Origin of the sequence: Blautia sp. HCP28S3_G10, assembly GCF_052065235.1 — a bacterium.
Taxonomy (GTDB): Bacteria; Bacillota; Clostridia; order Lachnospirales; family Lachnospiraceae; genus Blautia_A.
Map to the genome: position 1 here is coordinate 58,585 of NZ_JBQHUL010000011.1, position 22,070 is coordinate 80,654.

Here is a 22,070-nt window from a genome sequence, read left to right on the forward strand (position 1 = left end):
CATTTGCATCTGACTGACATATAATATGTCTTGCGTTGAGCGACAAAGCAAAACGCAAACAACTAAATACCGTTAACGGGGTGTGGCTCAGCTTGGCTAGAGCGCCTGGTTTGGGACCAGGAGGCCGCAGGTTCGAATCCTGTCACCCCGATGCTGTAAACAAATACCGTTTCAGCGACCATGCGGGTGTAGTTCAATGGTAGAACACCAGCCTTCCAAGCTGGATACGTGGGTTCGATTCCCATCACCCGCTTCTCTGTGGCTTATAACAGAGAAATGTGTCTGTAGCTCAGCTGGATAGAGCAACGGCCTTCTAAGCCGTGGGTCGGGGGTTCGAATCCCTTCAGGCACGTTGTGGTGGGTATAGCGCAGTTGGTTAGCGCGCCAGATTGTGGCTCTGGAGGCCCAGGGTTCGAATCCCTGTATCCACCCTTCGCCTTTGGGCTATCGCCAAGCGGTAAGGCACAGCACTTTGACTGCTGCACTCGCTGGTTCGAATCCAGCTAGCCCAGTCTTTTATACGGGGTATTAGCTCAGTTGGTAGAGCACTTGACTTTTAATCAAGTTGTCCGGGGTTCGAATCCCCGATGCCTCATCAGAAGCACTGTCACAATGATAGTGCTTTTGTTTTGCCTGAAAATAAGGGTTGATTTTGCCTCTGTTTTCCTGTAAAATTATTGATTGATGAAGTAAGTGATCTGCGGATATGGCGGAATTGGCAGACGCGCCAGATTTAGGTTCTGGTGTCTATGACGTGCAGGTTCAACTCCTGTTATCCGCACTGCATCAGCTCTTTGTAAATAGTAAATAGCTGTTTACAGAGAGCTGTTTTTACATTATTGTGAATATATAGATGATGACTGTTCGAAAGGCAAACAGCCGTGAATGACAGGACAGAAAGAGAGGAATTAAAGTGGACGTAAAAGAATTTCAGAATAAATTAAAAGAAATCCAGGAGGTTGCGAAAGCACAGGGAAATACACTGAAAGCCGGACAGATCCGTGAATGTTTTGCGGGAGGAGATCTGGACAGAAATCAGCTTCTGGGAGTCCTTAAATATCTGACGACCAGAGGGATTGAGATAGAAGGGGCTGCAGTACAGGCGGAAGAAACCCAGGAAGAGAAGAAACAGATTCCTCTGACAGGCGAAGAAGAAGCCTATCTGAAAGAATATATTGAGACATTGCCGGAAGCAGGCAGTGCAGAAGAAAAAGAAACTATGTTCCGTAAACTGGCGGAAGATGACCAGATGGCTGTTCAGACTCTGGCGGCCTGGTATCTGAAAGAAGCAGCTGATCTTGCTGTGGAAATGAACGCTGAAGAAATTTTTCTGGGAGATCTTATACAAGAGGCAAATGTCAGCCTGATGCAGGCTCTGGGAGGCGCCGGAGATACACTCAGAACAGAAGAATGGCTTCTGAAACAGGTAAAACTTGGACTTACAAAAGTTCTGGAAGAGCAGAGTCAGCAGAAATTTGCTGATGACAGCCTTATTGCAAGAGTCGAGAAGCTTGAGAATGCAGTACGTGAGCTTTCGGATGATGAAGATGGCAAGTGCGAATTCAGCGTGGCTGAACTTGCGGTGATACTGGATATGAATGTGGAAGAGATACGTGACACACTCAGGCTGACCGGTGATGATAAATAAAGAAATATGGGACTGAGAGGGGAGAAGAATGACCTTTGACCAGGGCGTTATGAATGGTGACACTTAATGAGAAAAACAGTCGCCAGGAAAAATGTCAGATAGTTGAAAAAAATGTTGGTTCATGTTAACATATGAAATATTGGGAGGTATTTTTTATGCAGATAAGAGAATCAGCGGAGGACTATCTGGAAGCAATCCTGGTTTTGTCCAGAAAAGACGGAGGAGTGCGTTCTGTTGATATAGCTTCTATGCTCGGCGTATCCAAACCGAGTGTGAGCCATGCAATGAAACTTCTGAGAGAAGACGGATACATTGCCATGGATCGCTATGGAACAGTGACATTACTTGAAAAAGGTATGGAAATTGCAGAACGCATCTATGAGAGACACACAGTACTTACAAAAATGCTGGAGGGGCTTGGTGTGTCAGAAGAAGTTGCGAAGGCAGATGCCTGCAAACTTGAACATGATGTGAGCGATGAAAGTTTTGAAAAAATCAAAGAACACCTCAAAGCCAAAGATGAAATCTGAAAAGTTTACGAATACAGAGAACCTGCCGGTTGCCAAAGCAGCCGTAATGAGCTGCCAGTGGCAGGTCATATAGGTGGCAGCTTCTCCTGCATACTTTGGCATGTAAAAGACCATCGATACCGGAAATTTCCGGACGATGGTCTTTTGTAATATATGAAGTTATTATCTGATGTAAAATATCCAGTGGGACAGGCTGTCAGCTTGAAGCCTTCTGTGGAAGCTGCGCAAGTATGATGGCACCGAACATCAGGACGCAGCCAAAGATTTCGCGGCTGCTCAGATTCTGGCTGAGGAGCAGCCATCCTGCAATAACGGAAATACACGATTCAAGGCTCATGATCAGAGAGGCTACGGTTGGGTTCATACCTTTCTGACCTACGATCTGCAGGGTGTAGGCAACGCCGCAGGAAAGAACACCGGCATACAGAATAGGCATCCATGCCTGTAAAATACTGGCCAGATTCGGATTTTCAAAAAGCAGTGCAGGAATTCCGGAAAGAATACCGCAGGTAAGAAACTGGATACAGGACATTTTGACTCCATCCACCAGAGGCGAAAAATGATCTACAGTAAGAATATGGAAGGAAAAAATCACCGCACAGATCAGCACAAGCGTATCTCCTTTCCCGATAGAAAAACCTTCGTCCGGACTGATGCACAGAAGATACAGACCGCCAAGGGAAAGCAGGACTGCGATCCAGATAAAGGGACTGCATTTCTTTTTGAGAAAAAGTCCGATGATCGGGACAATGATAATATAACATGCTGTGATAAAACCTGCTTTTCCAACAGTGGTATATTTAATCCCGAATTGCTGGAAATTGCTTGCAAGACAGAGAAGGATACCACAGCAGATGCCGCCGGTGATAAGCGTTTTTCGAGAGGCTTTTTTTTCTTCTTCAGATTGGTGATCATGTGAGTCTTTTTTGCTGAAGATGAGAATTACAGGGAGCAGTGTGATGGCTCCGATGATGTTGCGGACTGCGTTGAAGGTAAAACCTCCGATATAGTCCATACTTACACTCTGAGCAACAAATGCCACACCCCATATAGTGGCGGTGAGCAGAAGAAGCAGAGAGTTTTTGATGTTAACCTGTTCTTTTTTCATAATAATCTCCTTGTGGTGGGCTGGAACTTGTATCTATAATTCATGATACCTACGGATTGTTTCGTGCCATGCACTTTCACAATCCTGCAAACATTCGGAATCTGCGCATTTACTACGTAAATAGCGACTTCCTCATGTTTGGCGACTTCCAAGTTTAAATGTCTTTTCCTGCAAGCAGGAACGACATTTATACCTTTGAAGTCTGGTATCATTATAATGCATAACTATACATTGATAAAGAGAGAAAATAATACGACTCCGCAGAAGCGGAGCCGCATTGAATATAAATTCAAAACTGATTTAAAAATAAATTCTACATTACAGGAAAATGTACTTTAACACAAAGAGAACAGCCAGAATGTACATCAGAAGGCTGATTTTCTTTTCTTTTGCTTTTCCTGTGAGAAGGTTGATCACTACATAGGAAATAACTCCCATGGAGATACCTTCGGAAATACTGTAAAGGAACGGCATGGCTATGATGGCGATGAAGCAGGGGATTGCTTCTGTCATGTCGCTGAAATCAATCTTGGTCACAGATGTGAGCATCAGATAACCTACGATGATCAGGGCTGGTGCTGTGGCAAATGACGGGATTGCCAGGAAGATTGGTGAGAGCAGGAGTGAAAGTCCGAAAAGAATGCCTGCAACCAGGGAAGTAAGTCCTGTACGTCCGCCTTCTGCAACACCAGAAGCACTTTCTACGAAAGTAGTTACAGTAGAAGTACCGAATGCTGCACCAATTGTTGTTCCGAGAGCGTCAGAAAGAAGGGCGCCTTTGATCTTCGGAAGTTTACCGTCTTTATCCAGCATATCTGCCTTTGAAGCTACACCGATGAGAGTTCCGAGTGTATCAAACATATCTACAAACAGGAATGCAAACATGATGACAACGAAATCAAGTGAGAACACAATGGAAAAGTCCATCTTCATAAAAGTCGGTGCCATGCTCGGAACGGAGATTCCGTTGGAAAAATCAGGCAGAAGGCTGTAGAAGCCAAGGTCTGCGTTTGGAACATAAAGGTGTGTCAGCTGGCAGATGATTCCAAGTCCCCAGGTGATAAGGATACCCCACAGAATTCCACCTTTTACATTTTTGGCAAGAAGAATAGCTGTAATGAGGATTCCGATCAGTGCCAGAAGAACAGTGATTCCCTGGGAATTAAATGTTCCGTCAGTAACAGATGATTTAAAGGAAAAAATACTTACCAGAGTGGAATCATTGTTTACTACGATCTTCGCATTCTGAAGCCCGATAAAAGCAATAAAAAGTCCGATACCTACAGATACTGCATGTTTCAGGTTCATAGGGATGGAGTTGAAAATTGCTTCACGTACATTTGTGAGGGACAGAAGGATGAAGATGATACCTTCCACAAATACTGCTGCCAGTGCCTGCTGCCATGTGTATCCCATACCAAGGACTACCGTGTAGGTGAAGTATGCGTTGAGTCCCATACCAGGCGCCAGAACGAACGGGTAATTGGACAGGAGTGCCATCAGACATGACGCAATAAATGCGGACAGGGCAGTTGCTGTGAAAACGGAGCCGCGGTCCATGCCTGAAGCGGAGAGGATGTTAGGATTGACAGCCAGAATATAGGCCATAGTCATAAAGGTAGTGATACCTGCCATTACCTCAGTCTTTACATCGGTTTTGTTCTCTTTCAGGTGAAATAATTTGTCAAGGTTCATAAATTTACCCCCTTCTTTAGCGTATACACACTAGAATAATTTATTACCGGATACATATTTTCCGGTGATGCAGTCATTTTCTCCAAGATAGATCAGGCGCTCCAGTCGTTCAGCTGCCGTGAGAGCATGTGGACATGGGAGCTGTCTGTCGTTCAGGATGACCGCATCAAACTCATAGCCTTCCGCAAAACTGCCGACCTTTCCAAAAAATTCGCCGCCACCCATGGTAGCCATGTAAAAAGTTTCTTCCAGAGAGAGTGGCTTCAGGGAGTCATCCACAAGACGCCAGCGAAGCTTGGATACCTGTATAGCATCGGCTATGGCGCGCAGCATGGAGAGAGAATGACCGCCGGCTATATCTGTGCCAAGTCCGATGTGAAGCCCTTCATTCAGATATTTCCGTACAGGAGCAATGCCTGAGGAAAGATTGGTGTTGGACTGTGGACAATGAGCGACAAAAACGCCCCGTTTGTGGAGAAGTGCGATTTCTTCGTCGGAACTGTAAACACAGTGAGCCATAACAGTGGGACAGGCTTCTCCGCCGAACAGACCAAAATGGTCATAGGCATCTCCGTAAAAAGCGGAATCCGGGCAAAGTTCTTTTACCCAGGCGATCTCTCCCTGATTTTCAGAAAGGTGAGACTGTACAGGAAGACAGTAAGTTCGTTGAATATCGGCAAGAAGACTCATGAGCTTGTCCGTGCAGGAGGGAATGAATCGCGGAGTCAGAATAGGATAGATATTCTGATATTTACCTGCAGTGTCTTCGAGCCAGCGAATAGTTGCCTCGTAAGAGGCTGAAGCGGAAATTTCCCGGAGTTCATCCGGACTGTTGCGATCCATGTTGACTTTGCCGACAAAAGCGATGAGTCCGGTTTTTTCCATAAGATCCATCAGAAGTTCTGTGGCATCAGTATGGAGAGTTCCAAAAACAGAAGCCCGTGTAGTAGCGCTTTTACGGAGATCATCTGTAAAGATGGAATAAGCTCTGCGGGCATATTCCAGATCGGCATATCTGGCTTCCTCCGGGAAAGTGACATTATTCAGCCAGTCCAGGAGTTCGAGATCCATATGCATGCCCCGGAATGAATACTGGGGTGCGTGAAGATGAAGGTCTGTGAGTCCCGGGATGATAAGTGCTCCATCGGTGTCGCGTACCGGAATTCCGTGGAATTTTTCGGGGAGTTCAGGATAAACACCGGCGGATCTGCCGTTCTCGCAGATGACGTAAGCATTGTCATAAGTGCAAAGATGTGTCTGGTCAGCACTGAAACAGACAGTGCCTTTAAGCGCAAAAATGGCTGGATTTGTTTTTTTCATATGATCTGCCTCCTTTGTCTGTAAGAGAATTCGGGGCAAAAAAAATACCGGATATTCTGCCTACAGAAGTTCCGAAAGGAACTTATAGACAACTATTACGGTAGTTGGTAGAGACGTCCAACCAATTATGGACATATATAAGCTTCTTTGTTTTTGTTTATAAAATTATTATAAATTAGAAAATGTTTTCTGTCAATTGTGATTTAAAAAAACGTAACTGTTCACAGGTAATATCCCGCGAGGTGTTTTGCCATGAATATGGCAAAATCCCGAGACATACGGGGCAAAATCCCATCACCGAAGGTGATTTGGAATGGATTTTGACCAAGTTGCTGTGAACGGAGTGAGCAGTAACAAAAAAACCGGCCAGTTTTATAAAAAGCTGACCGGTTGTGAAATCAATTATTTATTGTTCTGGTTTTTCTGTACTTCCAGTAATTTCATTGCGCGAACTTTGAGCGGAAGTCCGAACAGAGTGATAAATCCGTCTGCATCATGATGATCGTACATATCACCTGTTGTAAAGGAAGCAAGAGATTCATTATAAAGGCTGTATGGAGAAGTTGTCCCTGCTTTAATGATATTGCCCTTGTAAAGTTTGAATTTAACTTCGCCTGTTACATATTTCTGAGTGGATTCAACGAATGCCTGGATTGCCTCGCGAAGTGGTGTGAACCATTTTCCTTCGTATACAACCTGCGCAAACTGGCTGCCGAGTTTTTTCTTGGCTTCCATTGTGTCACGGTCGAGGATCAGCTCTTCCAGCTGTTCGTGAGCTGCCATAAGGATTGTTCCGCCAGGAGTCTCATATACACCACGGGATTTCATACCGACAACACGGTTTTCTACGATATCGATGATACCGATTCCGTTTTCGCCGCCAAGACGGTTCAGTTCTGTGATGATCTCGGAAACTTTCATTGCTTTTCCGTTAAGAGTTTTCGGAACACCTTCCTCAAATGTCATGGTGACTTCAGTTTCCTTGTCAGGAGCTTTTTCAGGAGTAACGCTTAAAACAAGCATATCGTCATAATTTGGAGCCTGTGAAGGATCTTCCAGTTCAAGACCTTCGTGACTGATGTGCCATAAGTTACGATCACGGCTGTAGCTGTGACTTGCATCAAATGGAAGGTTGATTCCGTGAGCCTGGCAGAATTCAATTTCGTCTTCACGTGACTGCATGGTCCATACATCTGTCATACGCCATGGAGCAATGATCTTGATGTCAGGAGCAAGTGCTTTGATACCAAGTTCAAAACGGATCTGGTCATTACCTTTACCTGTAGCACCGTGGCAGATTGCAACAGCATTTTCTTTACGTGCGATCTCAACAAGTTTTTTTGCGATAGCAGGACGTGCCATGGAAGTTCCGAGAAGATATTTATGTTCGTAAACAGCACCTGCCTGTACGCAAGGCATTACATAGTTGTCACAGAAATCATCTACGATATCTTCAATATATAATTTGGATGCTCCGGAAAGTTTGGCTCTTTCGTCGAGACCGTCCAGCTCGTTTCCCTGTCCGCAGTTTACACAGCAGCAGATAACTTCGTAATCAAAGGTTTCTTTCAGCCACGGAATAAGTGCTGTGGTATCAAGTCCGCCTGAATATGCTAATACAACTTTTTCTTTCATAATTAAGTTCCTCCTGAAAATTATCGTTCTGCACTTGGCAGATACGTTTATTTTTGATAAAATTTAGAATTGTAATGTAGTGAAGCAGGCCGGATAAAATGAATAATTATTGCCTGTCTGTACGCTGTGTCAGTTTTCGCTGACAATGGTTAATATACACCAGATTTTATAAATATGCAATAGTCATATATAAAAAAATGAAAAAATATTTTGCATAAAAATACAACATAAAATAGGAAACAATCAATAAAAATTCATTAAAACAGGAAAAATGGACGTAAAATATGTCGAAAATATATGTTGCATATTATGCATAGCGGATGTATAATTAACGCAGCTCAGCAGGAAATACCCTGCGAGGTGTTTTAAAAGGTATGTGATAAAATCCGGGAACATGGAAAATAAGGAGGAAATCTAAATGATAAAAGCAGGAATTATCGGAGCAACAGGATATGCCGGAAATGAACTGGCAAGACTGCTCCTGGGACATAAAGATGTAGAAGTAGCATGGTATGGATCAAGAAGTTACATTGATCAGAAATACGCAGATGTGTATCAGAATTTTTTTAAACTGGTAGATGCAAAATGTATGGATGATAATATGGCTGCACTTGCAGATGAGGTTGATGTGATCTTTACTGCAACGCCCCAGGGACTCTGCGCATCACTTGTCAACGAAGAGATCCTTTCCAAAGCAAAGGTTATTGACCTCAGCGCAGACTTCCGTATTAAAGATGTAAAGAAATACGAGAAATGGTACGGAATTGAACACAAGTCCCCACAGTTTATTGAGGAAGCTGTTTACGGACTCTGCGAGATTAACAGAGAGGATATCAAAAAAGCAAGACTGATCGCAAATCCGGGATGCTATCCGACATGTTCTACATTATCCATTTATCCGCTTCTGAAAGAGGACCTGATCGATCCGAATACGATCATCATTGATGCGAAGTCAGGAACTTCAGGTGCAGGAAGAGGAGCAAAAGTTCCGAATCTCTATTGTGAAGTAAATGAAAACATCAAGGCATACGGCGTTGCGACACATCGTCACACACCGGAGATCGAAGATCAGCTTGGATATGCATGCGGACAGGAAGTCCTGATCAACTTCACACCACATCTTGTTCCTATGAACAGAGGTATTCTGGTAACTGCATATGCTTCTCTTAAGAAAGATGTTTCCTATGAAGAAGTAAGAGCAGCTTATGATAAATATTATGCAGATGAAAACTTTATCCGTGTTCTTGACAAAGATGTCTGCCCGCAGACAAGATGCGTGGAAGGCAGCAACTATGTAGATGTAAACTTCAAGATCGATCCAAGAACAAAACGTGTGATCATGATGGGTGCTATCGACAACCTTGTAAAAGGCGCAGCAGGACAGGCTGTTCAGAATATGAATCTTATGTTTGGTTTTGACGAGGCAGAAGGCCTTCGTCAGATTCCGATGATGCCGTAAGACAAGAGGGGAGAATAAATTATGAAGATCATTACAGGTGGTGTTACAGCAGCAAAAGGATTTCAGGCTGCATCAACAGCAGCAGGAATCAAATATCAGGGAAGAACAGATATGGCCATGGTATACAGTGAGAAGCCATGTGTGGCAGCGGGTACTTTTACAACAAATATCGTAAAAGCGGCTCCCGTAAAATGGGACCAGGAAATCGTATACAATCATCCGACGGCCCAGGTTATCATCTGTAACAGTGGTATTGCAAATGCATGTACAGGAGAAGAAGGGTTCGGATACTGCAGAGAGACTGCAAAAGCAGCTGCAGAAACTATGAATGTAGATGCTGACAGTGTTCTGGTAGCTTCAACAGGTGTTATCGGAATGCAGCTTCCCATCGAAAAACTTGCAGCAGGTGTCAAAGCTATGGCACCGAAGCTCAAGGGAACCCTGGAAGCCGGAAATGAAGCAGCAAAAGCCATCATGACAACAGATACAAAAGAAAAAGAAGTAGCAGTTGAGATTGAAATTGGCGGAAAAACTGTTACGATCGGCGGTATGTGCAAAGGTTCCGGTATGATCCATCCGAATATGTGTACCATGCTTGGATTTGTCACAACAGATGCATGCATTTCCAAGAGACTTCTTCAGGAGGCCCTGAGTCAGGACGTACAGGATACCTATAATATGGTTTCTGTGGATGGAGATACTTCCACAAATGATACAGTTCTCCTTCTGGCTAACAGTATGGCAGGTAATCCGGAGATTACCGAGAAAAATGAAGATTATCAGAAATTCTGTGAAGCGCTGAATTATATCAATACAACACTTGCAAAGAAGATCGCAGGAGACGGAGAAGGCGCTACTGCATTATTTGAAGTAAAAATCATCGGCGCAGAAAGCAAGGAGCAGGCAGTGACTTTAAGTAAATCCGTTGTTACTTCATCTCTTACAAAGGCTGCAATCTACGGACATGATGCAAACTGGGGAAGAATCCTCTGCGCAATGGGATATTCCGGTGCACAGTTCGATCCGGAAAAAGTAGATCTTTATTTTGAAAGCAAGGCTGGTAAGATTAAGATCATAGAAAACGGTGTTGCTGTAAATTACAGTGAAGAAGAAGCTACAAAGATTCTTTCAGAAGATGCCGTGACAGCAATCGCAGATGTAAAAATGGGCGACTGCACAGCAACAGCATGGGGCTGTGATCTTACCTATGATTATATAAAAATAAATGCGGACTACAGGTCCTGAGTAAAATCAAGGAGACAGAGAAATGGTAAATCAGAAATATCTGGACAAAGCGGAAACCCTTATTGAGGCGCTTCCTTATATTCAGCGTTTTAACCGTAAAATCGTAGTTGTTAAATATGGCGGAAGTGCCATGCTGGATGAAGAACTGAAGGCAAATGTCATCAAAGACGTTGTACTTCTGAAACTGATCGGTTTCAAACCTATCATCGTACATGGTGGTGGTAAGGAAATCAGCCGTTGGGTAAACAAAGTCGGCATGGAACCGAGATTTGTGAACGGACTTCGTGTAACAGACAAAGATACCATGGAAATTGCGGAGATGGTTCTTGCAAAAGTTAACAAAGAACTGGTAGCGCTGGTAGAATCACTTGGTGTTCAGGCTGTTGGCATCAGCGGTAAAGACGGCGGACTTCTTCAGTGCCACAAGAAATTATCCAAAGGTGAAGATATCGGATTTGTAGGAGATATTGAAAAGGTTAATCCGAAGGTCCTTCAGGATCTTCTTGAAAGAGATTTTCTTCCTATAGTATTCCCTGTAGGATTTGATACAAATTTTGATTCCTACAATATCAATGCAGATGATGCGGCATGTGCGATTGCAGAAGCTGTCCATGCAGAAAAACTTGTTTTCCTTTCTGATATTGAAGGTGTTTACAAGGATAAAGATGATCCTGATACACTGATCTCTGAACTCCATGTTCAGGAAGCGGAAAAACTGATCAGTGAAGGTTACGTAGGCGGAGGAATGATTCCGAAACTTCAGAACTGCATTGATGCTATTGAAGAGGGTGTAAACAGAGTCCACATCCTTGACGGACGTATTCCGCACAGTCTCCTTCTGGAGATCTTTACAAACAAAGGTATCGGTACCGCAATTTTGAGAGAGGATGGTGAAAAATACTATCATGAGCATGCATGATCAGATGGAACATGCAGAACAGAGTATTCTGCATACATATAACCGTTTCCCGGTAATGTTTGACAGGGGAGAGGGATGTTATCTTTACGATACAGAAGATAAAAAATATCTTGACTTTGCAGCAGGTATTGCTGTAAATGCACTTGGATATCATTATCCGGGATATGATGAGGCGCTGAAAGCCCAGATTGACAAGCTGACACATATCTCTAATCTGTATTACAATGAACCTATGAGCGAGGCAGGAGAGAAACTGGTAAAAGCCAGCGGACTCTGCAAGGCATTTTTTACAAACAGCGGAACAGAAGCCATTGAGGGTGCACTGAAAGTCGCCCGTAAATATGCGTATAAAAAATATGGTAAAGATGCTCAGAAATATGAGATCATTGCCATGAACCATTCTTTCCATGGAAGAAGTATGGGAGCTCTTTCCGTAACAGGAACAGCACATTACAGAGAACCTTTTGAGCCGCTGATCGGTGGTGTGAAATTTGCTGATTTTAATGATCTTGAGAGCGTAAAAGCACAGATCACAGACAAAACCTGCGGAATCATTACTGAGGTTGTCCAGGGTGAGGGCGGAATTTATCCTGCACAGAAAGAATTCCTGGAAGGACTTCGTGCAATCTGCGATGAAAAAGATATCGTGTTGATCTTTGATGAAGTGCAGTGTGGTATGGGACGTACCGGAAATTATTTTGCATGGCAGGGTTATGGCGTGAAACCGGATGTAATGTCCAGTGCCAAAGCGCTTGGCTGTGGAGTGCCGGTAGGTGCGTTTGTCCTTGGAGAAAAAGTAGCGGAGACTTCTCTGGAGCCGGGAGATCATGGTACTACCTATGGTGGAAATCCGTTTGTATGTGCGGCAGTCAGCAAAGTGTTTGATATTTTTGAGGAAGATCATATCCTGGATCACGTTAGAGAACTGACTCCTTATCTGGAGCAGAAACTGGATGAACTTGTGGATAGGTATGATGTACTTTCCACACGCCGTGGAAAAGGTTTTATTCAGGGACTGGTTGTGACAGGGGTACCGGTTGGAACTATTGTGAATAAAGCTCTTGCAAACGGGCTTCTGGTAATTTCGGCAGGAAGTGATGTGCTTCGTCTGGTACCGCCTCTTGTTATCACAAAAGAGCATATCGACGAAATGGTAGAAAAACTGGAAAAAAGTCTTGCATAAATAAAGTGGCGGAGCATTTGCTCCGCCGTTTCTTTTTAGTTCATGTTATTCAGATCAATGTGTTTCTTAATTGCTGCAAAACTTTCGGCACTGATCACGTGCTCGATCTTGCATGCATCGCTTGCTGCGACAGCAGCGTCAACACCCATATTCTCAAGCCATTTGGAAAGGAAAAGATGTCTTTCATAAATCTTTTCAGCAATAGCCAGTCCGGATTCTGTCAGGTAAAGATAACCTTCAGGAGATACGGTAATCTGGTTGCTTTCTCTGAGTTTTTTCATTGCAACGCTGACACTGGATTTCTTAAATCCAAGTTCAGAAGCAACATCAACAGAACGTACGACTGGATGAGATTTACTCAGAATAAGAATTGTTTCCAGATAGTTTTCAGCGGATTCGTTCGTATGCATTCATTACACCCCAATTTCTTCTCAATATCAAATAACACAATGTGTTTATAGTGCTTCTTATTATAACATATTTTACATGTCAGAACAACAAAAATTGTTGGATTTCACTATGAGGAAGTACGCCAGAACTGCCTACTGTTCATCATAACAAACAAGAGTTGTGCAAAACAAAAAAAAGTACTTGACAGCTTACAAACGTTAGCATATACTAACTTAAGAGATAAAGAACAGCTGATATGAATCCGTTTGTTTATTTTAAAAAGAAAAAAATTCTCAATAAGAAAGAGGGTTGAAATTATGATGCCAATTACAATGGCAGGAATCGGTGAGAAATGCAAGATCCAGAAAGTTGGCGGAAATGAAGAAACCAGACGTTTTCTTGCAAACCTCGGGTTTGTAACAGACGCTGAGATTTCTGTAGTGTCTGCGATCGGTGGAAATGTAATCGTAAATGTCAAAGATGCCCGTGTGGCAGTTAACCAGGATATGGCAAGACACATCATGATCTGACGCCAAGGCTTCAAAGGAACTGACATTTTGCGTGCTTGCACGCATAAATGGCTGGACTTGGAAGCCGCCAAACATGAGGAAGCAGTAATTTTCGCAGAAAATTTACGGATTCCGAATGTTTGCAGAATCACGGGAATTGCGAAGCAATGGAGTGGTTCGTAAGGCAGTTTGTAAGTGATGTAAGATATATCAAGCAAATAGGGAAAGGAGACAGAACAATGACTTTAGGTGATGCAAAAGTTGGAAGTACAGTTGTTGTAACCAAAATTGAAGGAGACGGCGCGTACAAAAGACGTATTATGGATATGGGAATTACAAAGGGAAGTGAACTTTATATCCGTAAAGTTGCACCTTTAGGTGACCCGGTTGAGATCACTGTAAGAGGCTATGAGTTATCAGTAAGAAAAAATGATGCTCAGTGCGTACAGGTAAAATAATCTGTTCTGTACATAAGTAAAACCGTTGCCGTAAATTCTGACGGCAGCATAAAATGCTGTAAAACAGCAGCAAGAGGGAATAAGGAGGTAAGAAAGAAATGGCAATTAAAATTGCACTTGCCGGTAACCCGAACTGTGGTAAAACCACAATGTTCAACGCATTAACGGGCGCTAACCAGTATGTAGGAAACTGGCCGGGAGTTACTGTTGAGAAAAAAGAAGGTAAACTGAAAGGAAAAAGAGGAAAAGGCGAGGAGATCATCGTAACTGACCTTCCTGGTATTTATTCTCTTTCACCATATACACTGGAAGAGGTAGTCAGCCGTGATTACGTACTGAAAGAAAATCCGGACGTTATCATCGACCTGGTAGATGCTACCAATATTGAACGTAACCTGTATCTGACCACTCAGCTGATCGAAACCGGAGTACCGGTTGTTATTGCACTGAACATGGCCGATCTTCTTGCAAAAAGAGGAATCAAGATTGATACAAAACGTCTTTCCATGCTGCTTGACTGCCCGATCATCGAGACATCTGCACTGAAAGGTGAGGGACTTGACAATCTGATCGACGAAGCTGTAAAAGTTGCAAAGAAGAGCAGTGTTGATCTTCCAAAAGATATCTTCTCAAAAGAAATGGAAGAAGCAGTTACAGAAGTAAAATCTGTTCTGCCGGATTCTATCACAGACGACAAAAAGAGATGGTATGCAGTTAAGTTCCTTGAAAACGATGAAAAAGTTAAAGAAGCTATGAAACTTTCCGTTTCTGCTCAGGCTGTAGTAGATAAGAACCGCCAGGAACTTGAACAGAAACATGACGATGATATGGAAAGTATCGTAACAGATGAAAGATACAAATTCATTCAGAAGATTGTTAATACAACTGTCAAAAAAGCAAAAGACAAACTTACAGTATCCGATAAGATTGACCGTATCGTAACAAACCGTATCCTTGGTATCCCGATCTTTATCGCGATCATGTGGCTTGTATATTATGTATCTGTAACAACAGTAGGTACATTCGTGACAGACTGGACAAATGATGTATTTGTAGTTGCTGTTCAGGATTTCTTCAGCAATATCCTTACCAGCATCGGCGCTGGCGATATGGTACAGGGACTTGTTGTTGACGGTATTATCGGTGGACTTGGTGCAGTACTTGGATTTGTTCCTCAGATGGCAATTTTGTTCCTGTTCCTTTCCATCCTTGAAGACTGTGGATATATGGTACGTATCGCATTCGTTATGGACAGAGTATTCCGTCACTTCGGACTTTCCGGTAAGAGTTTCATTCCGCTCCTTATTTCTTCTGGTTGCGGTATTCCTGGAATCATGGCTTCCAAGACCATCGAACAGGATAATGACAGACGTCTTACTATTATGACAGCGACATTTATTCCTTGTGGTGCAAAACTTCCTGTTATCGCTCTTATGGGTGGCGTTATTGCAGGTGAAACTGCAGGATATGCAGAAAGTTCCTTTATTGCTCCACTGATGTACTTCATCGGAATCGTAGCAGTACTCGTAGCAGCAATCATTCTTAAGAAAACAAAACCGTTCTCCGGAAAACCGGCTCCGTTCGTTATGGAGCTTCCACAGTATCATATTCCGCAGGTTAAAACAGTTCTTCTTCATGTATGGGAAAGACTGAAAGGCTTCATCATCAAAGCTGGTACAATCCTGTTCCTGGCTTGCGTAGTAATGTGGTTCCTTGGTGGATTCGGATTTACAGATGGTGGATTTGGAATGGTAGAAGACAGTGCAGACAGCCTTATGGCAGCTATCGGTGGTGTGATCGCTCCGATCTTTGCACCTCTCGGATTTGGTGAATGGCAGCCAGTTGCAGCTTCTATCTCCGGTTTCACAGCAAAGGAAGCAATCGTATCTACAATGGGTGTTCTGGCTAACGTAGCTGGTGATACAGAAGATGCAGTAAACGTAGCAGCAGGTGTAGCAAGCTGGTTCCCGACAGGAATCGCAGCATTCTCCTTCCTGATGTTCAACCTTCTTGATTCTCCTTGCCTCGCAGCTATCGCAACAATGGCAAAGGAAATGAACGACAGAAAGTGGTTCTGGTTTGCAATTCTTTTCCAGAATATATTTGCTTACGTTGTTTGCCTCTGCTTCTATCAGATCGGTTCTTTTGTAACAGGTGGTGCGTTCGGCATTGGTACAGCAGTTGGATTTATCGTCCTGATCGTAATGCTGTTCCTTCTGTTCAGACCAGATCCGTATAAAAATCAGAAAGTTTATTCCAAACGTTCTGTACAGGCATAAATATAAAAAAATGGAGGCTGGATGCAGAAAATGTATCCAGCCTCTGTTATAATGAGATTCATGGAGGATGAGGAAAATGCTGGCAAATATTGTTATAATGATTCTGATTCTTGGCTATTGTGGATTCCTGATCTATAAGGGAATCAAAAATACAAAAGAAGGTAAGCATATGGGCTGCAGTGGATGCAGCGGTAACTGCGGAAGCTGTGGTGGATGTACAGGTGCTTCTTATGGTGCAGCACCCAAAAGTCCACGTATGAAGAAATAAAGTTACGTGAACAAAGTGAGCAGTAACAAAATAGGAGAAACATTATGGGAAATTCAACAGGTTCCACATTTTATATGTTTGGAGCGGTTATTGTTATTTATCTGATTGGTGTCCTGATATATCAGAGTTACTTATGGATAAAGAAAGCACGAGATAAAAAACGTGATGAAGAATTTAAAAGAGGTGACGAGTAATGGTTGACATCATTATTGTACTTATAGTGATCGCACTCCTTGTACTTGCATTGAAGGGCTCGATTAAACATTTTAAAGGTGAAGGCGCCTGCTGTGGTGGCGGCAGTGGATCTGTTGCCCTGGATATTCCGGAGAAAAAGCTTGAGAACCCGGTTCTCGGAAAAACAGTACTGAAAGTTTCCGGCATGCACTGTGAGCATTGCGTAAAGGCTGTAACAGAAGCAATCAATAAAGTTGATGGAGCATCTGCAAAGGTTAATCTTTCCCAGAATGAGGCAGTTGTTTCCTATGACAGAGAACTTGATGAGGAAAATCTAAAAAGAGTTGTGAAAGATGCAGGTTACAGAGTAGTCAGTGTGAAATGATTTTCTGCTGATGGGCTGATATAAATAAGAAAGACAGACACGGGAAAGAAACCTGTGTCTGTTTTTAGTTTTTTACTGATAATACTGGACATATATGAGTGATAAACATATACTGAAAGAAACCAGGTGTCTGATTTTACAAAATGGGAGGAAGAAAAATGTACTGTAAAAATTGTGGAACAGAAAATGCTGAAGGGTCATCTTATTGCAAAAACTGTGGAACACCATTGAGAGAAGAAAATCATAGAAGCTATGAAAGAAACAGTGATGACTATATTCCGGAAGATTATAAACCAATCAGTATGTGGGGATATTTCGGATATGAAATTTTGTTTTCTATTCCATTGGTTGGTTTTATTCTTCTTCTGGTATTTTCCTTTGGAGGAACAAAAAATAAAAATCTGAAAAATTTTGCAAGATCATATTTTTGCTTTCTGATTCTTCTGGTAATTCTTTTTGTTATTATCGGAGGTGGCAGTATTGGCTATGTTATAAGCAGCAGTTTATAGGTGATCATATGACAGAGATGGTATGAAAATACTGTCTCTTTTTTTATATAAAAATAAGAAATTTCACAGAAAGTTTCATTGAATACTATCAGATGCTTCGTTAGACTTAGAAGCAGATAAGGCTCGGCCCGAAAAATTATGTATTTTCTCCTGCATTTTCATAGATTATTATTCCAGATCAAAAAGATAAAAGCGCTGAGTTGACCGGGAATCGCAAAAATGTCCAAAGGAGTCAATAGAATTAAGAGTTTGGGTTGACTGAAAAATGTAAAAATGTTCAAAGGAGTCAACGGAATTAAGCGTTTGGGTTGACTGGAAAATGCAAAAACGTCCAAAGGAGTCAATGGAATTAAGAGTTTGGGTTGACTGAAAAATGCAAAAATGTCCAAAGGAGTCAATGGAATTAAGAGTTTGGGTTGACTGAAAAATGCAAAAACGTCCAAAGGAGTCAATGGAATTAAGAGTTTGGGTTGACTGCAAATTAGTAAAATCATTGAAGGAGTCAAATATGTTTGGAATAGAGATGAAAAGAGGTAAGAAAATATGCAAGGTTTACAGCAGATGTTGATTCAGGAGCAGAAACGGCTTGAAAAAATTGTGATGAAAGCGGGAAATGGACTGGAAACAGCACCGGAAGGTTATCTCAGGATTTCAAGTGACAAAAATCATCCTCGTTATTATCAATGTACGAATAATAAAAAAGGAAATTACATTCCAAGAAGTAATAAAGAACTGCCTAAATTGCTGGCACAAAAAACTTACAACAAAACAGTGCTGAAGAAGGCGGAAGGAAGGTTAAAACAAATAAAAAAAATACTACAGGATTATACAGATGATGAAATTGAGAAAATCTATACCTCTATGCATAAGGAAAGGCAGATACTGGTAATTCCGGCAGAACCAACGTGGAATCAACTGCTGACAGAATGGTATGCAGAGGAATATCAGGGAAAGAAATTCAGAGAGGAGTCACCGGTAATTCTTACTGAAAAGGGAGAACGGGTAAGATCTAAGTCAGAGAAGATACTTGCAGATTATTTCTACAGAAAAGATATACCATATAAATATGAAAAACCACTCTATCTGAAAGGGTACGGTACAGTACATCCGGATTTTACGTTTTTGTCAAAAAAAACAGGACAGGAAATTTACTGGGAGCATGAGGGAATGATGGATAAACAGGAATATGCAAGAACAGCAGTACGAAAAATAGAATCTTACCAGAAAAATGATATTTATCCAGGAGACAGACTGATACTTACTTTTGAAACGGAGCAGAGTGTTCTTAATTCAAAAATAATAGAAGGATTAGTGAATAAATATTTGATATGATTCAGGGATTCATGATTTTGAAAGGTGTACTGGAAAGTATATTCAGAAAAAAAATACATATACTTTATACAGAAATCAGGGGATCTGGAATAAAACCAGACAGTTTCTTATGGAGGATATTGGTATTATGTGGGGATTTCTGACAGCACTGGTATCAGGGGCACTGATGAGTGTCCAGGGGGTTTTTAATACACAGGTGACAAAGCAGACAAGTTTGTGGGTTGCTACTGGCTGGGTTCAGCTTTCGGCGTTTGCTGTATGTGTGCTTGCGTGGCTTTTTACAGGAAGGCAGAGCATAACGTCGCTGTGGCAGGTTGAAAACAGATACACGCTTCTGGGTGGCGTGATCGGAGCTTTTATTACAATTACGGTTATTCAGAGTATGGGTGCACTTGGACCGGCGAAGGCAGCCATGCTTATTGTGATCTCGCAGCTTGTGGTTGCGTGGGTTATTGAACTGCTGGGGATTTTCGGTATGGATAAGCAGCCGTTTGAGTGGCGGAAACTGGTGGGGATGGTGGTTGCTGTTATGGGCATTATTATATTCAAATGGGAGAAATAAAGATTTTTTGATTATTGTGTCTGTCTTCCTATGATACAGAAATACCACCGAAAATCGAGATTGCAACTGCCTTCTTATAATACAGAAATGCCACCAGAAACCTGGGCTGTGTTTCTGGATTTCTTTGCTCATTTATTAATCGCTGCTCCTGCATAACTCATGCCTGCGGCATTCAGACAATGCCCGCAGCGATAATTAGAGCATGCGAAATCACAGAAGCCTCGCCGGGTTCCTGTTTACATTTCTGTATATAATCCGGCAGAAGCCAGTTATCGAAATGGTAGAAGCGTTTGGGTTAAACTCGCGATTGACGATATTTTTTATGCACAGGCAGAAACTGTCATTTCTTCTGCAAGCGAACGCCAGCCTGAGATGCGTGAGTCCGGCGAGCATAGCTTCGGCTTTCGGAGCTTGTCTGAGCGAAGCGAGTTAGCGGAGAAAGTCGATAAAAAGCGGCGCAGACGGAATAGCAGAACAGGCTTTGTGAGCGGTGGAAGAAAGACAGTGCTGCCGTGAATAATGTAGGAATATGTTGTTATTATACCTACCATTTTATGTCACAATTTGACGAACGAATTCTATTGTATTTCTATTATAAAAATGCTAATCTATAAGCATATCTGAAGACACATCTGATTCTTTTCAGGGTATTTCATCCCATGAAATCCAGGTAAAAGTTATTGACAGAAAAATAAAAAAGAATTGAATTCAGGGCTGATATGTTATAGAATAAAAGTAGAACATAATGCTCTGGATAATTTTCCCATTTTTCGGCAGGCAGGAGGAGATATGACGGAAAATACAGCAGAGCATAAAGAAAAAAATGAAATCAGTTATCACAATAAAGATGTTTTATCAAAAACATTTGGAGAAAATCTGAAAAATAAATCTTTTGCAGCATATGGATTAAAATTGCCAAAGATAGTGGAAGTATTACCGACGAATCTACCGACAGTGGAGGCAAATGAATTGCGAATGGATAATCTATTCAGGCTGGAAGATAATTCACTGGCGCTGGTAGATTATGAGAGTACATACAGTTACGAAGATAAAATAAAATATCTGAATTATATAGTACGTACATTAAAAAGAAACTGGAAAGAAGGAGATATTAGTCCTCCAATACGAATGATTGTAATTTACACAGGAAATATAAAACGGGATAATACGCAGCCGAAACTGGACATTGGTTGTTTGCAATTTACGGTAGAAGAGATTTTCCTGTCGGAATTAGATGCTGAAATGATTGAAGTACAGCTTGATGAAAAAATTCGGAACAATGAAGAACTGACAGAAGAAGATGAAATGCAGTTGATATTGTTGCCGTTGATATATAGGTGTAAAGAAGAACAGCAGAGGGCAGTCCACAGATGCTTTGAAAAAGTAAAAGGTATTACTGATGAAAGCAGGCAGATTTTTGTTTTGAGTGGTTTGTTGGTGTTTACTGATAAAATAATAGAAAAAGAAGTCGCAGAAGAAATCAGGGGGTGGATTGAAATGACAAAAGTAGGAAGGATTATACAAGAGGAAATTAATCAGGCGGTTGCGGAAGTTGAAGCGGAAAAAGTGCAGATAATTAAAAGTGCCCAAAAAGAGAAGAAAGCAGCAATAAAAGAGACAAGGAGAGAAACAAAAAAAGAAACAAAAAGAAAAACATCGCTTGGTATAGCGGCGAAGATGAAAGCGCGGGGAATGACAACGCAGGAAATAATGCAGTTAGTGACGGGGATTACACAGGAAGAAATTGAAAAACTGTAGGGGAGATATTGAATCTGTCTTCTTATGATACAGAAATACCACCGAAAATTTGAGATTGCAACTGCCTTCTTATAATACAGAAATGCCACCAGAAACCTAGGCTGTGTTTCTGGATTTCTTTGCTCATTTATTAATCGCTGCTCCTGCATAACTCATGCCTGCGGCATTCAGACAATGCCCGCAGCGATAATTAGAGCATGCGAAATCACAGAAGCCTCACCGGGTTCCTGTTTACATTTCTGTATATAATCCGGCAGGAGACAGTTATCGAAAATATCCGGTGTATTTACTTGTATGAATTTACAGGCAGAAACTGTCATTTCTTCTGCAAGCGAACGCCAGCCTGAGATGCGTGAGTCCGGCGAGCATAGCTTCGGCTTTCGGAGCTTGTCTGAGCGAAGCGAGTTAGCGAAGAAAGTCGATAAAAAGCGGCGCAGACGGAATAGCAGAACAGGCTTTGTGAGCGGTGGAAGAAAGACAGACAGTGCTGCCGTGAGCAAAATAATATAAAAAATTGAAATAAATACTGCAGTTCTATGATGTATCCATAAAAGGTCAATTGGAAAAGTAAATTCCAGTTCCAGTAGGTCTTGACTGGAACTTACCATTGCAAAAACAGTGGTAGAAGTAACTCTTCCAAACCTTTCCCAACCGGTTGAACACCGGTCAGTAATCAATTAAAATATAGTTACTTTCCCTGAAAT

General features: G+C 42.0%; 21 protein-coding genes, 7 tRNA genes and 1 riboswitch. Of the genes, 23 read left to right on the forward strand and 5 right to left on the reverse strand.

The window, feature by feature from the left end; genetic code table 11:
* The first annotated feature begins 76 nt into the window (after positions 1-76).
* From ACTNB8_RS06610 to ACTNB8_RS06650, 9 genes are all read left to right on the forward strand, one after another.
* A tRNA-Pro gene (locus ACTNB8_RS06610) sits at positions 77-151 on the forward strand.
* 31 nt (positions 152-182) lie between these two features.
* Positions 183-253: transfer RNA gene (locus tag ACTNB8_RS06615), tRNA-Gly, on the forward strand.
* A gap of 25 nt (positions 254-278) precedes the next feature.
* Positions 279-352, forward strand: a tRNA-Arg gene (locus ACTNB8_RS06620).
* 5 nt (positions 353-357) lie between these two features.
* A tRNA-His gene (locus ACTNB8_RS06625) sits at positions 358-431 on the forward strand.
* A 9-nt stretch (positions 432-440) separates the two neighbouring features.
* Positions 441-512 (forward strand) — tRNA-Gln (locus tag ACTNB8_RS06630).
* 10 nt (positions 513-522) lie between these two features.
* Positions 523-595 (forward strand) — tRNA-Lys (locus ACTNB8_RS06635).
* Between the two features lie 105 nt (positions 596-700).
* Positions 701-781 (forward strand) — tRNA-Leu (locus ACTNB8_RS06640).
* Between the two features lie 132 nt (positions 782-913).
* Positions 914-1,648, forward strand: a complete 735-nt coding sequence (locus ACTNB8_RS06645) for a hypothetical protein (RefSeq protein WP_441053327.1) — start codon at positions 914-916, stop codon at positions 1,646-1,648.
* Positions 1,649-1,803: 155 nt separating this feature from the next.
* Positions 1,804-2,178, forward strand: a complete 375-nt coding sequence (locus tag ACTNB8_RS06650) for a metal-dependent transcriptional regulator (protein WP_441053329.1) — start codon at positions 1,804-1,806, stop codon at positions 2,176-2,178.
* Between the two features lie 196 nt (positions 2,179-2,374).
* On the opposite strand, the gene ACTNB8_RS06655 is transcribed toward ACTNB8_RS06650, so the two are convergent.
* From ACTNB8_RS06655 to ACTNB8_RS06670, 4 genes are all read right to left on the reverse strand, one after another.
* Complete coding sequence (locus ACTNB8_RS06655) at positions 2,375-3,286, reverse strand: DMT family transporter (protein ID WP_441053332.1); 912 nt, start codon at positions 3,284-3,286, stop codon at positions 2,375-2,377.
* A gap of 318 nt (positions 3,287-3,604) precedes the next feature.
* A complete protein-coding gene (locus tag ACTNB8_RS06660) occupies positions 3,605-4,981 on the reverse strand; it encodes an NCS2 family permease (RefSeq protein WP_441053334.1) in 1,377 nt (458 codons plus the stop codon).
* A gap of 30 nt (positions 4,982-5,011) precedes the next feature.
* Positions 5,012-6,301: an amidohydrolase family protein gene (locus tag ACTNB8_RS06665; RefSeq protein ID WP_441053337.1), complete on the reverse strand. Its 1,290-nt coding sequence runs from the start codon at positions 6,299-6,301 to the stop codon at positions 5,012-5,014.
* A 65-nt stretch (positions 6,302-6,366) separates the two neighbouring features.
* Positions 6,367-6,462, reverse strand: a riboswitch (purine riboswitch).
* Between the two features lie 241 nt (positions 6,463-6,703).
* On the reverse strand, positions 6,704-7,936 hold the full coding sequence (locus ACTNB8_RS06670) for an argininosuccinate synthase (protein WP_441053339.1): 1,233 nt from the start codon (positions 7,934-7,936) through the stop codon (positions 6,704-6,706).
* Positions 7,937-8,354: 418 nt separating this feature from the next.
* Here ACTNB8_RS06670 and argC point away from each other — a divergent pair, with 418 nt between their 5' ends.
* Genes argC through ACTNB8_RS06690 form a run of 4 tightly spaced genes read left to right on the forward strand, consistent with a single transcriptional unit; the run spans position 8,355 to position 12,742 of the window.
* Positions 8,355-9,395, forward strand: a complete 1,041-nt coding sequence (argC, locus tag ACTNB8_RS06675) for an N-acetyl-gamma-glutamyl-phosphate reductase (RefSeq protein WP_296158359.1) — start codon at positions 8,355-8,357, stop codon at positions 9,393-9,395.
* A gap of 21 nt (positions 9,396-9,416) precedes the next feature.
* Positions 9,417-10,640, forward strand: a complete 1,224-nt coding sequence (gene argJ, locus ACTNB8_RS06680) for a bifunctional glutamate N-acetyltransferase/amino-acid acetyltransferase ArgJ (RefSeq protein ID WP_441053341.1) — start codon at positions 9,417-9,419, stop codon at positions 10,638-10,640.
* 22 nt (positions 10,641-10,662) lie between these two features.
* Positions 10,663-11,559, forward strand: coding sequence for an acetylglutamate kinase (gene argB / locus ACTNB8_RS06685; protein ID WP_441053344.1), 897 nt, complete (start codon positions 10,663-10,665; stop codon positions 11,557-11,559).
* Entirely contained in the window at positions 11,528-12,742 is a 1,215-nt protein-coding gene (locus tag ACTNB8_RS06690) for an aspartate aminotransferase family protein (RefSeq protein ID WP_441053347.1), read from the forward strand. Before argB ends, ACTNB8_RS06690 begins: the two co-directional genes overlap by 32 nt.
* Before the next feature lie 35 nt (positions 12,743-12,777).
* On the opposite strand, the gene ACTNB8_RS06695 is transcribed toward ACTNB8_RS06690, so the two are convergent.
* Positions 12,778-13,152, reverse strand: a complete 375-nt coding sequence (locus ACTNB8_RS06695; protein ID WP_441053349.1) for a metal-dependent transcriptional regulator — start codon at positions 13,150-13,152, stop codon at positions 12,778-12,780.
* Positions 13,153-13,452: 300 nt separating this feature from the next.
* Between ACTNB8_RS06695 and ACTNB8_RS06700 the strand changes: the two genes are divergently transcribed.
* The 10 genes from ACTNB8_RS06700 (at position 13,453) to ACTNB8_RS06745 (ending at position 21,366) form a co-directional block, all read left to right on the forward strand.
* Complete coding sequence (locus tag ACTNB8_RS06700; protein WP_296158374.1) at positions 13,453-13,662, forward strand: FeoA family protein; 210 nt, start codon at positions 13,453-13,455, stop codon at positions 13,660-13,662.
* Between the two features lie 218 nt (positions 13,663-13,880).
* Positions 13,881-14,099 carry a FeoA family protein gene (locus ACTNB8_RS06705; RefSeq protein ID WP_178415140.1) on the forward strand — a complete coding sequence of 73 codons (219 nt, stop codon included), beginning with the start codon at positions 13,881-13,883 and terminating at the stop codon, positions 14,097-14,099.
* Between the two features lie 98 nt (positions 14,100-14,197).
* Entirely contained in the window at positions 14,198-16,378 is a 2,181-nt protein-coding gene (gene feoB / locus ACTNB8_RS06710; protein ID WP_441053352.1) for a ferrous iron transport protein B, read from the forward strand.
* A 76-nt stretch (positions 16,379-16,454) separates the two neighbouring features.
* Positions 16,455-16,646, forward strand: a complete 192-nt coding sequence (locus ACTNB8_RS06715; protein ID WP_441053354.1) for a FeoB-associated Cys-rich membrane protein — start codon at positions 16,455-16,457, stop codon at positions 16,644-16,646.
* 44 nt (positions 16,647-16,690) lie between these two features.
* A complete protein-coding gene (locus ACTNB8_RS06720) occupies positions 16,691-16,840 on the forward strand; it encodes a hypothetical protein (RefSeq protein ID WP_441053356.1) in 150 nt (49 codons plus the stop codon).
* Positions 16,840-17,205: a heavy-metal-associated domain-containing protein gene (locus ACTNB8_RS06725; RefSeq protein WP_441053358.1), complete on the forward strand. Its 366-nt coding sequence runs from the start codon at positions 16,840-16,842 to the stop codon at positions 17,203-17,205. The genes ACTNB8_RS06720 and ACTNB8_RS06725 overlap by 1 nt, the downstream gene beginning before the upstream one ends.
* 158 nt (positions 17,206-17,363) lie before the next feature.
* Positions 17,364-17,714, forward strand: a complete 351-nt coding sequence (locus tag ACTNB8_RS06730; protein ID WP_441053360.1) for a zinc-ribbon domain-containing protein — start codon at positions 17,364-17,366, stop codon at positions 17,712-17,714.
* Positions 17,715-18,257: 543 nt separating this feature from the next.
* Positions 18,258-19,046 (forward strand): hypothetical protein, encoded by a 789-nt coding sequence (locus ACTNB8_RS06735; protein WP_441053362.1) that lies wholly within the window; start codon positions 18,258-18,260, stop codon positions 19,044-19,046.
* 127 nt (positions 19,047-19,173) lie between these two features.
* The gene (locus ACTNB8_RS06740; protein ID WP_441053364.1) at positions 19,174-19,608 is read left to right on the forward strand and encodes a DMT family transporter; all 435 of its coding nucleotides are present in this window, start codon (positions 19,174-19,176) and stop codon (positions 19,606-19,608) included.
* Positions 19,609-20,397: 789 nt separating this feature from the next.
* Complete coding sequence (locus ACTNB8_RS06745; protein ID WP_441053366.1) at positions 20,398-21,366, forward strand: hypothetical protein; 969 nt, start codon at positions 20,398-20,400, stop codon at positions 21,364-21,366.
* Positions 21,367-22,070 lie beyond the last annotated feature (704 nt).

Bases quoted from the DNA above. Each gene is read 5' to 3' on its own strand.
- ACTNB8_RS06700 (WP_296158374.1), top strand. From the start codon at position 13,453: ATGCCAATTACAATGGCAGGAATCGGTGAGAAATGCAAGATCCAGAAA.
- ACTNB8_RS06730 (WP_441053360.1), top strand. From the start codon at position 17,364: ATGTACTGTAAAAATTGTGGAACAGAAAATGCTGAAGGGTCATCTTAT.
- feoB (WP_441053352.1), top strand. From the start codon at position 14,198: ATGGCAATTAAAATTGCACTTGCCGGTAACCCGAACTGTGGTAAAACC.
- ACTNB8_RS06650 (WP_441053329.1), top strand. From the start codon at position 1,804: ATGCAGATAAGAGAATCAGCGGAGGACTATCTGGAAGCAATCCTGGTT.
- ACTNB8_RS06670 (WP_441053339.1), bottom strand. From the start codon at position 7,936: ATGAAAGAAAAAGTTGTATTAGCATATTCAGGCGGACTTGATACCACA.
- ACTNB8_RS06740 (WP_441053364.1), top strand. From the start codon at position 19,174: ATGTGGGGATTTCTGACAGCACTGGTATCAGGGGCACTGATGAGTGTC.
- argC (WP_296158359.1), top strand. From the start codon at position 8,355: ATGATAAAAGCAGGAATTATCGGAGCAACAGGATATGCCGGAAATGAA.
- ACTNB8_RS06725 (WP_441053358.1), top strand. From the start codon at position 16,840: ATGGTTGACATCATTATTGTACTTATAGTGATCGCACTCCTTGTACTT.
- ACTNB8_RS06655 (WP_441053332.1), bottom strand. From the start codon at position 3,286: ATGAAAAAAGAACAGGTTAACATCAAAAACTCTCTGCTTCTTCTGCTC.
- argB (WP_441053344.1), top strand. From the start codon at position 10,663: ATGGTAAATCAGAAATATCTGGACAAAGCGGAAACCCTTATTGAGGCG.
- ACTNB8_RS06715 (WP_441053354.1), top strand. From the start codon at position 16,455: ATGCTGGCAAATATTGTTATAATGATTCTGATTCTTGGCTATTGTGGA.
- ACTNB8_RS06720 (WP_441053356.1), top strand. From the start codon at position 16,691: ATGGGAAATTCAACAGGTTCCACATTTTATATGTTTGGAGCGGTTATT.
- ACTNB8_RS06705 (WP_178415140.1), top strand. From the start codon at position 13,881: ATGACTTTAGGTGATGCAAAAGTTGGAAGTACAGTTGTTGTAACCAAA.
- argJ (WP_441053341.1), top strand. From the start codon at position 9,417: ATGAAGATCATTACAGGTGGTGTTACAGCAGCAAAAGGATTTCAGGCT.
- ACTNB8_RS06690 (WP_441053347.1), top strand. From the start codon at position 11,528: ATGGTGAAAAATACTATCATGAGCATGCATGATCAGATGGAACATGCA.
- ACTNB8_RS06660 (WP_441053334.1), bottom strand. From the start codon at position 4,981: ATGAACCTTGACAAATTATTTCACCTGAAAGAGAACAAAACCGATGTA.
- ACTNB8_RS06695 (WP_441053349.1), bottom strand. From the start codon at position 13,152: ATGCATACGAACGAATCCGCTGAAAACTATCTGGAAACAATTCTTATT.
- ACTNB8_RS06735 (WP_441053362.1), top strand. From the start codon at position 18,258: ATGCAAGGTTTACAGCAGATGTTGATTCAGGAGCAGAAACGGCTTGAA.
- ACTNB8_RS06665 (WP_441053337.1), bottom strand. From the start codon at position 6,301: ATGAAAAAAACAAATCCAGCCATTTTTGCGCTTAAAGGCACTGTCTGT.
- ACTNB8_RS06745 (WP_441053366.1), top strand. From the start codon at position 20,398: ATGACGGAAAATACAGCAGAGCATAAAGAAAAAAATGAAATCAGTTAT.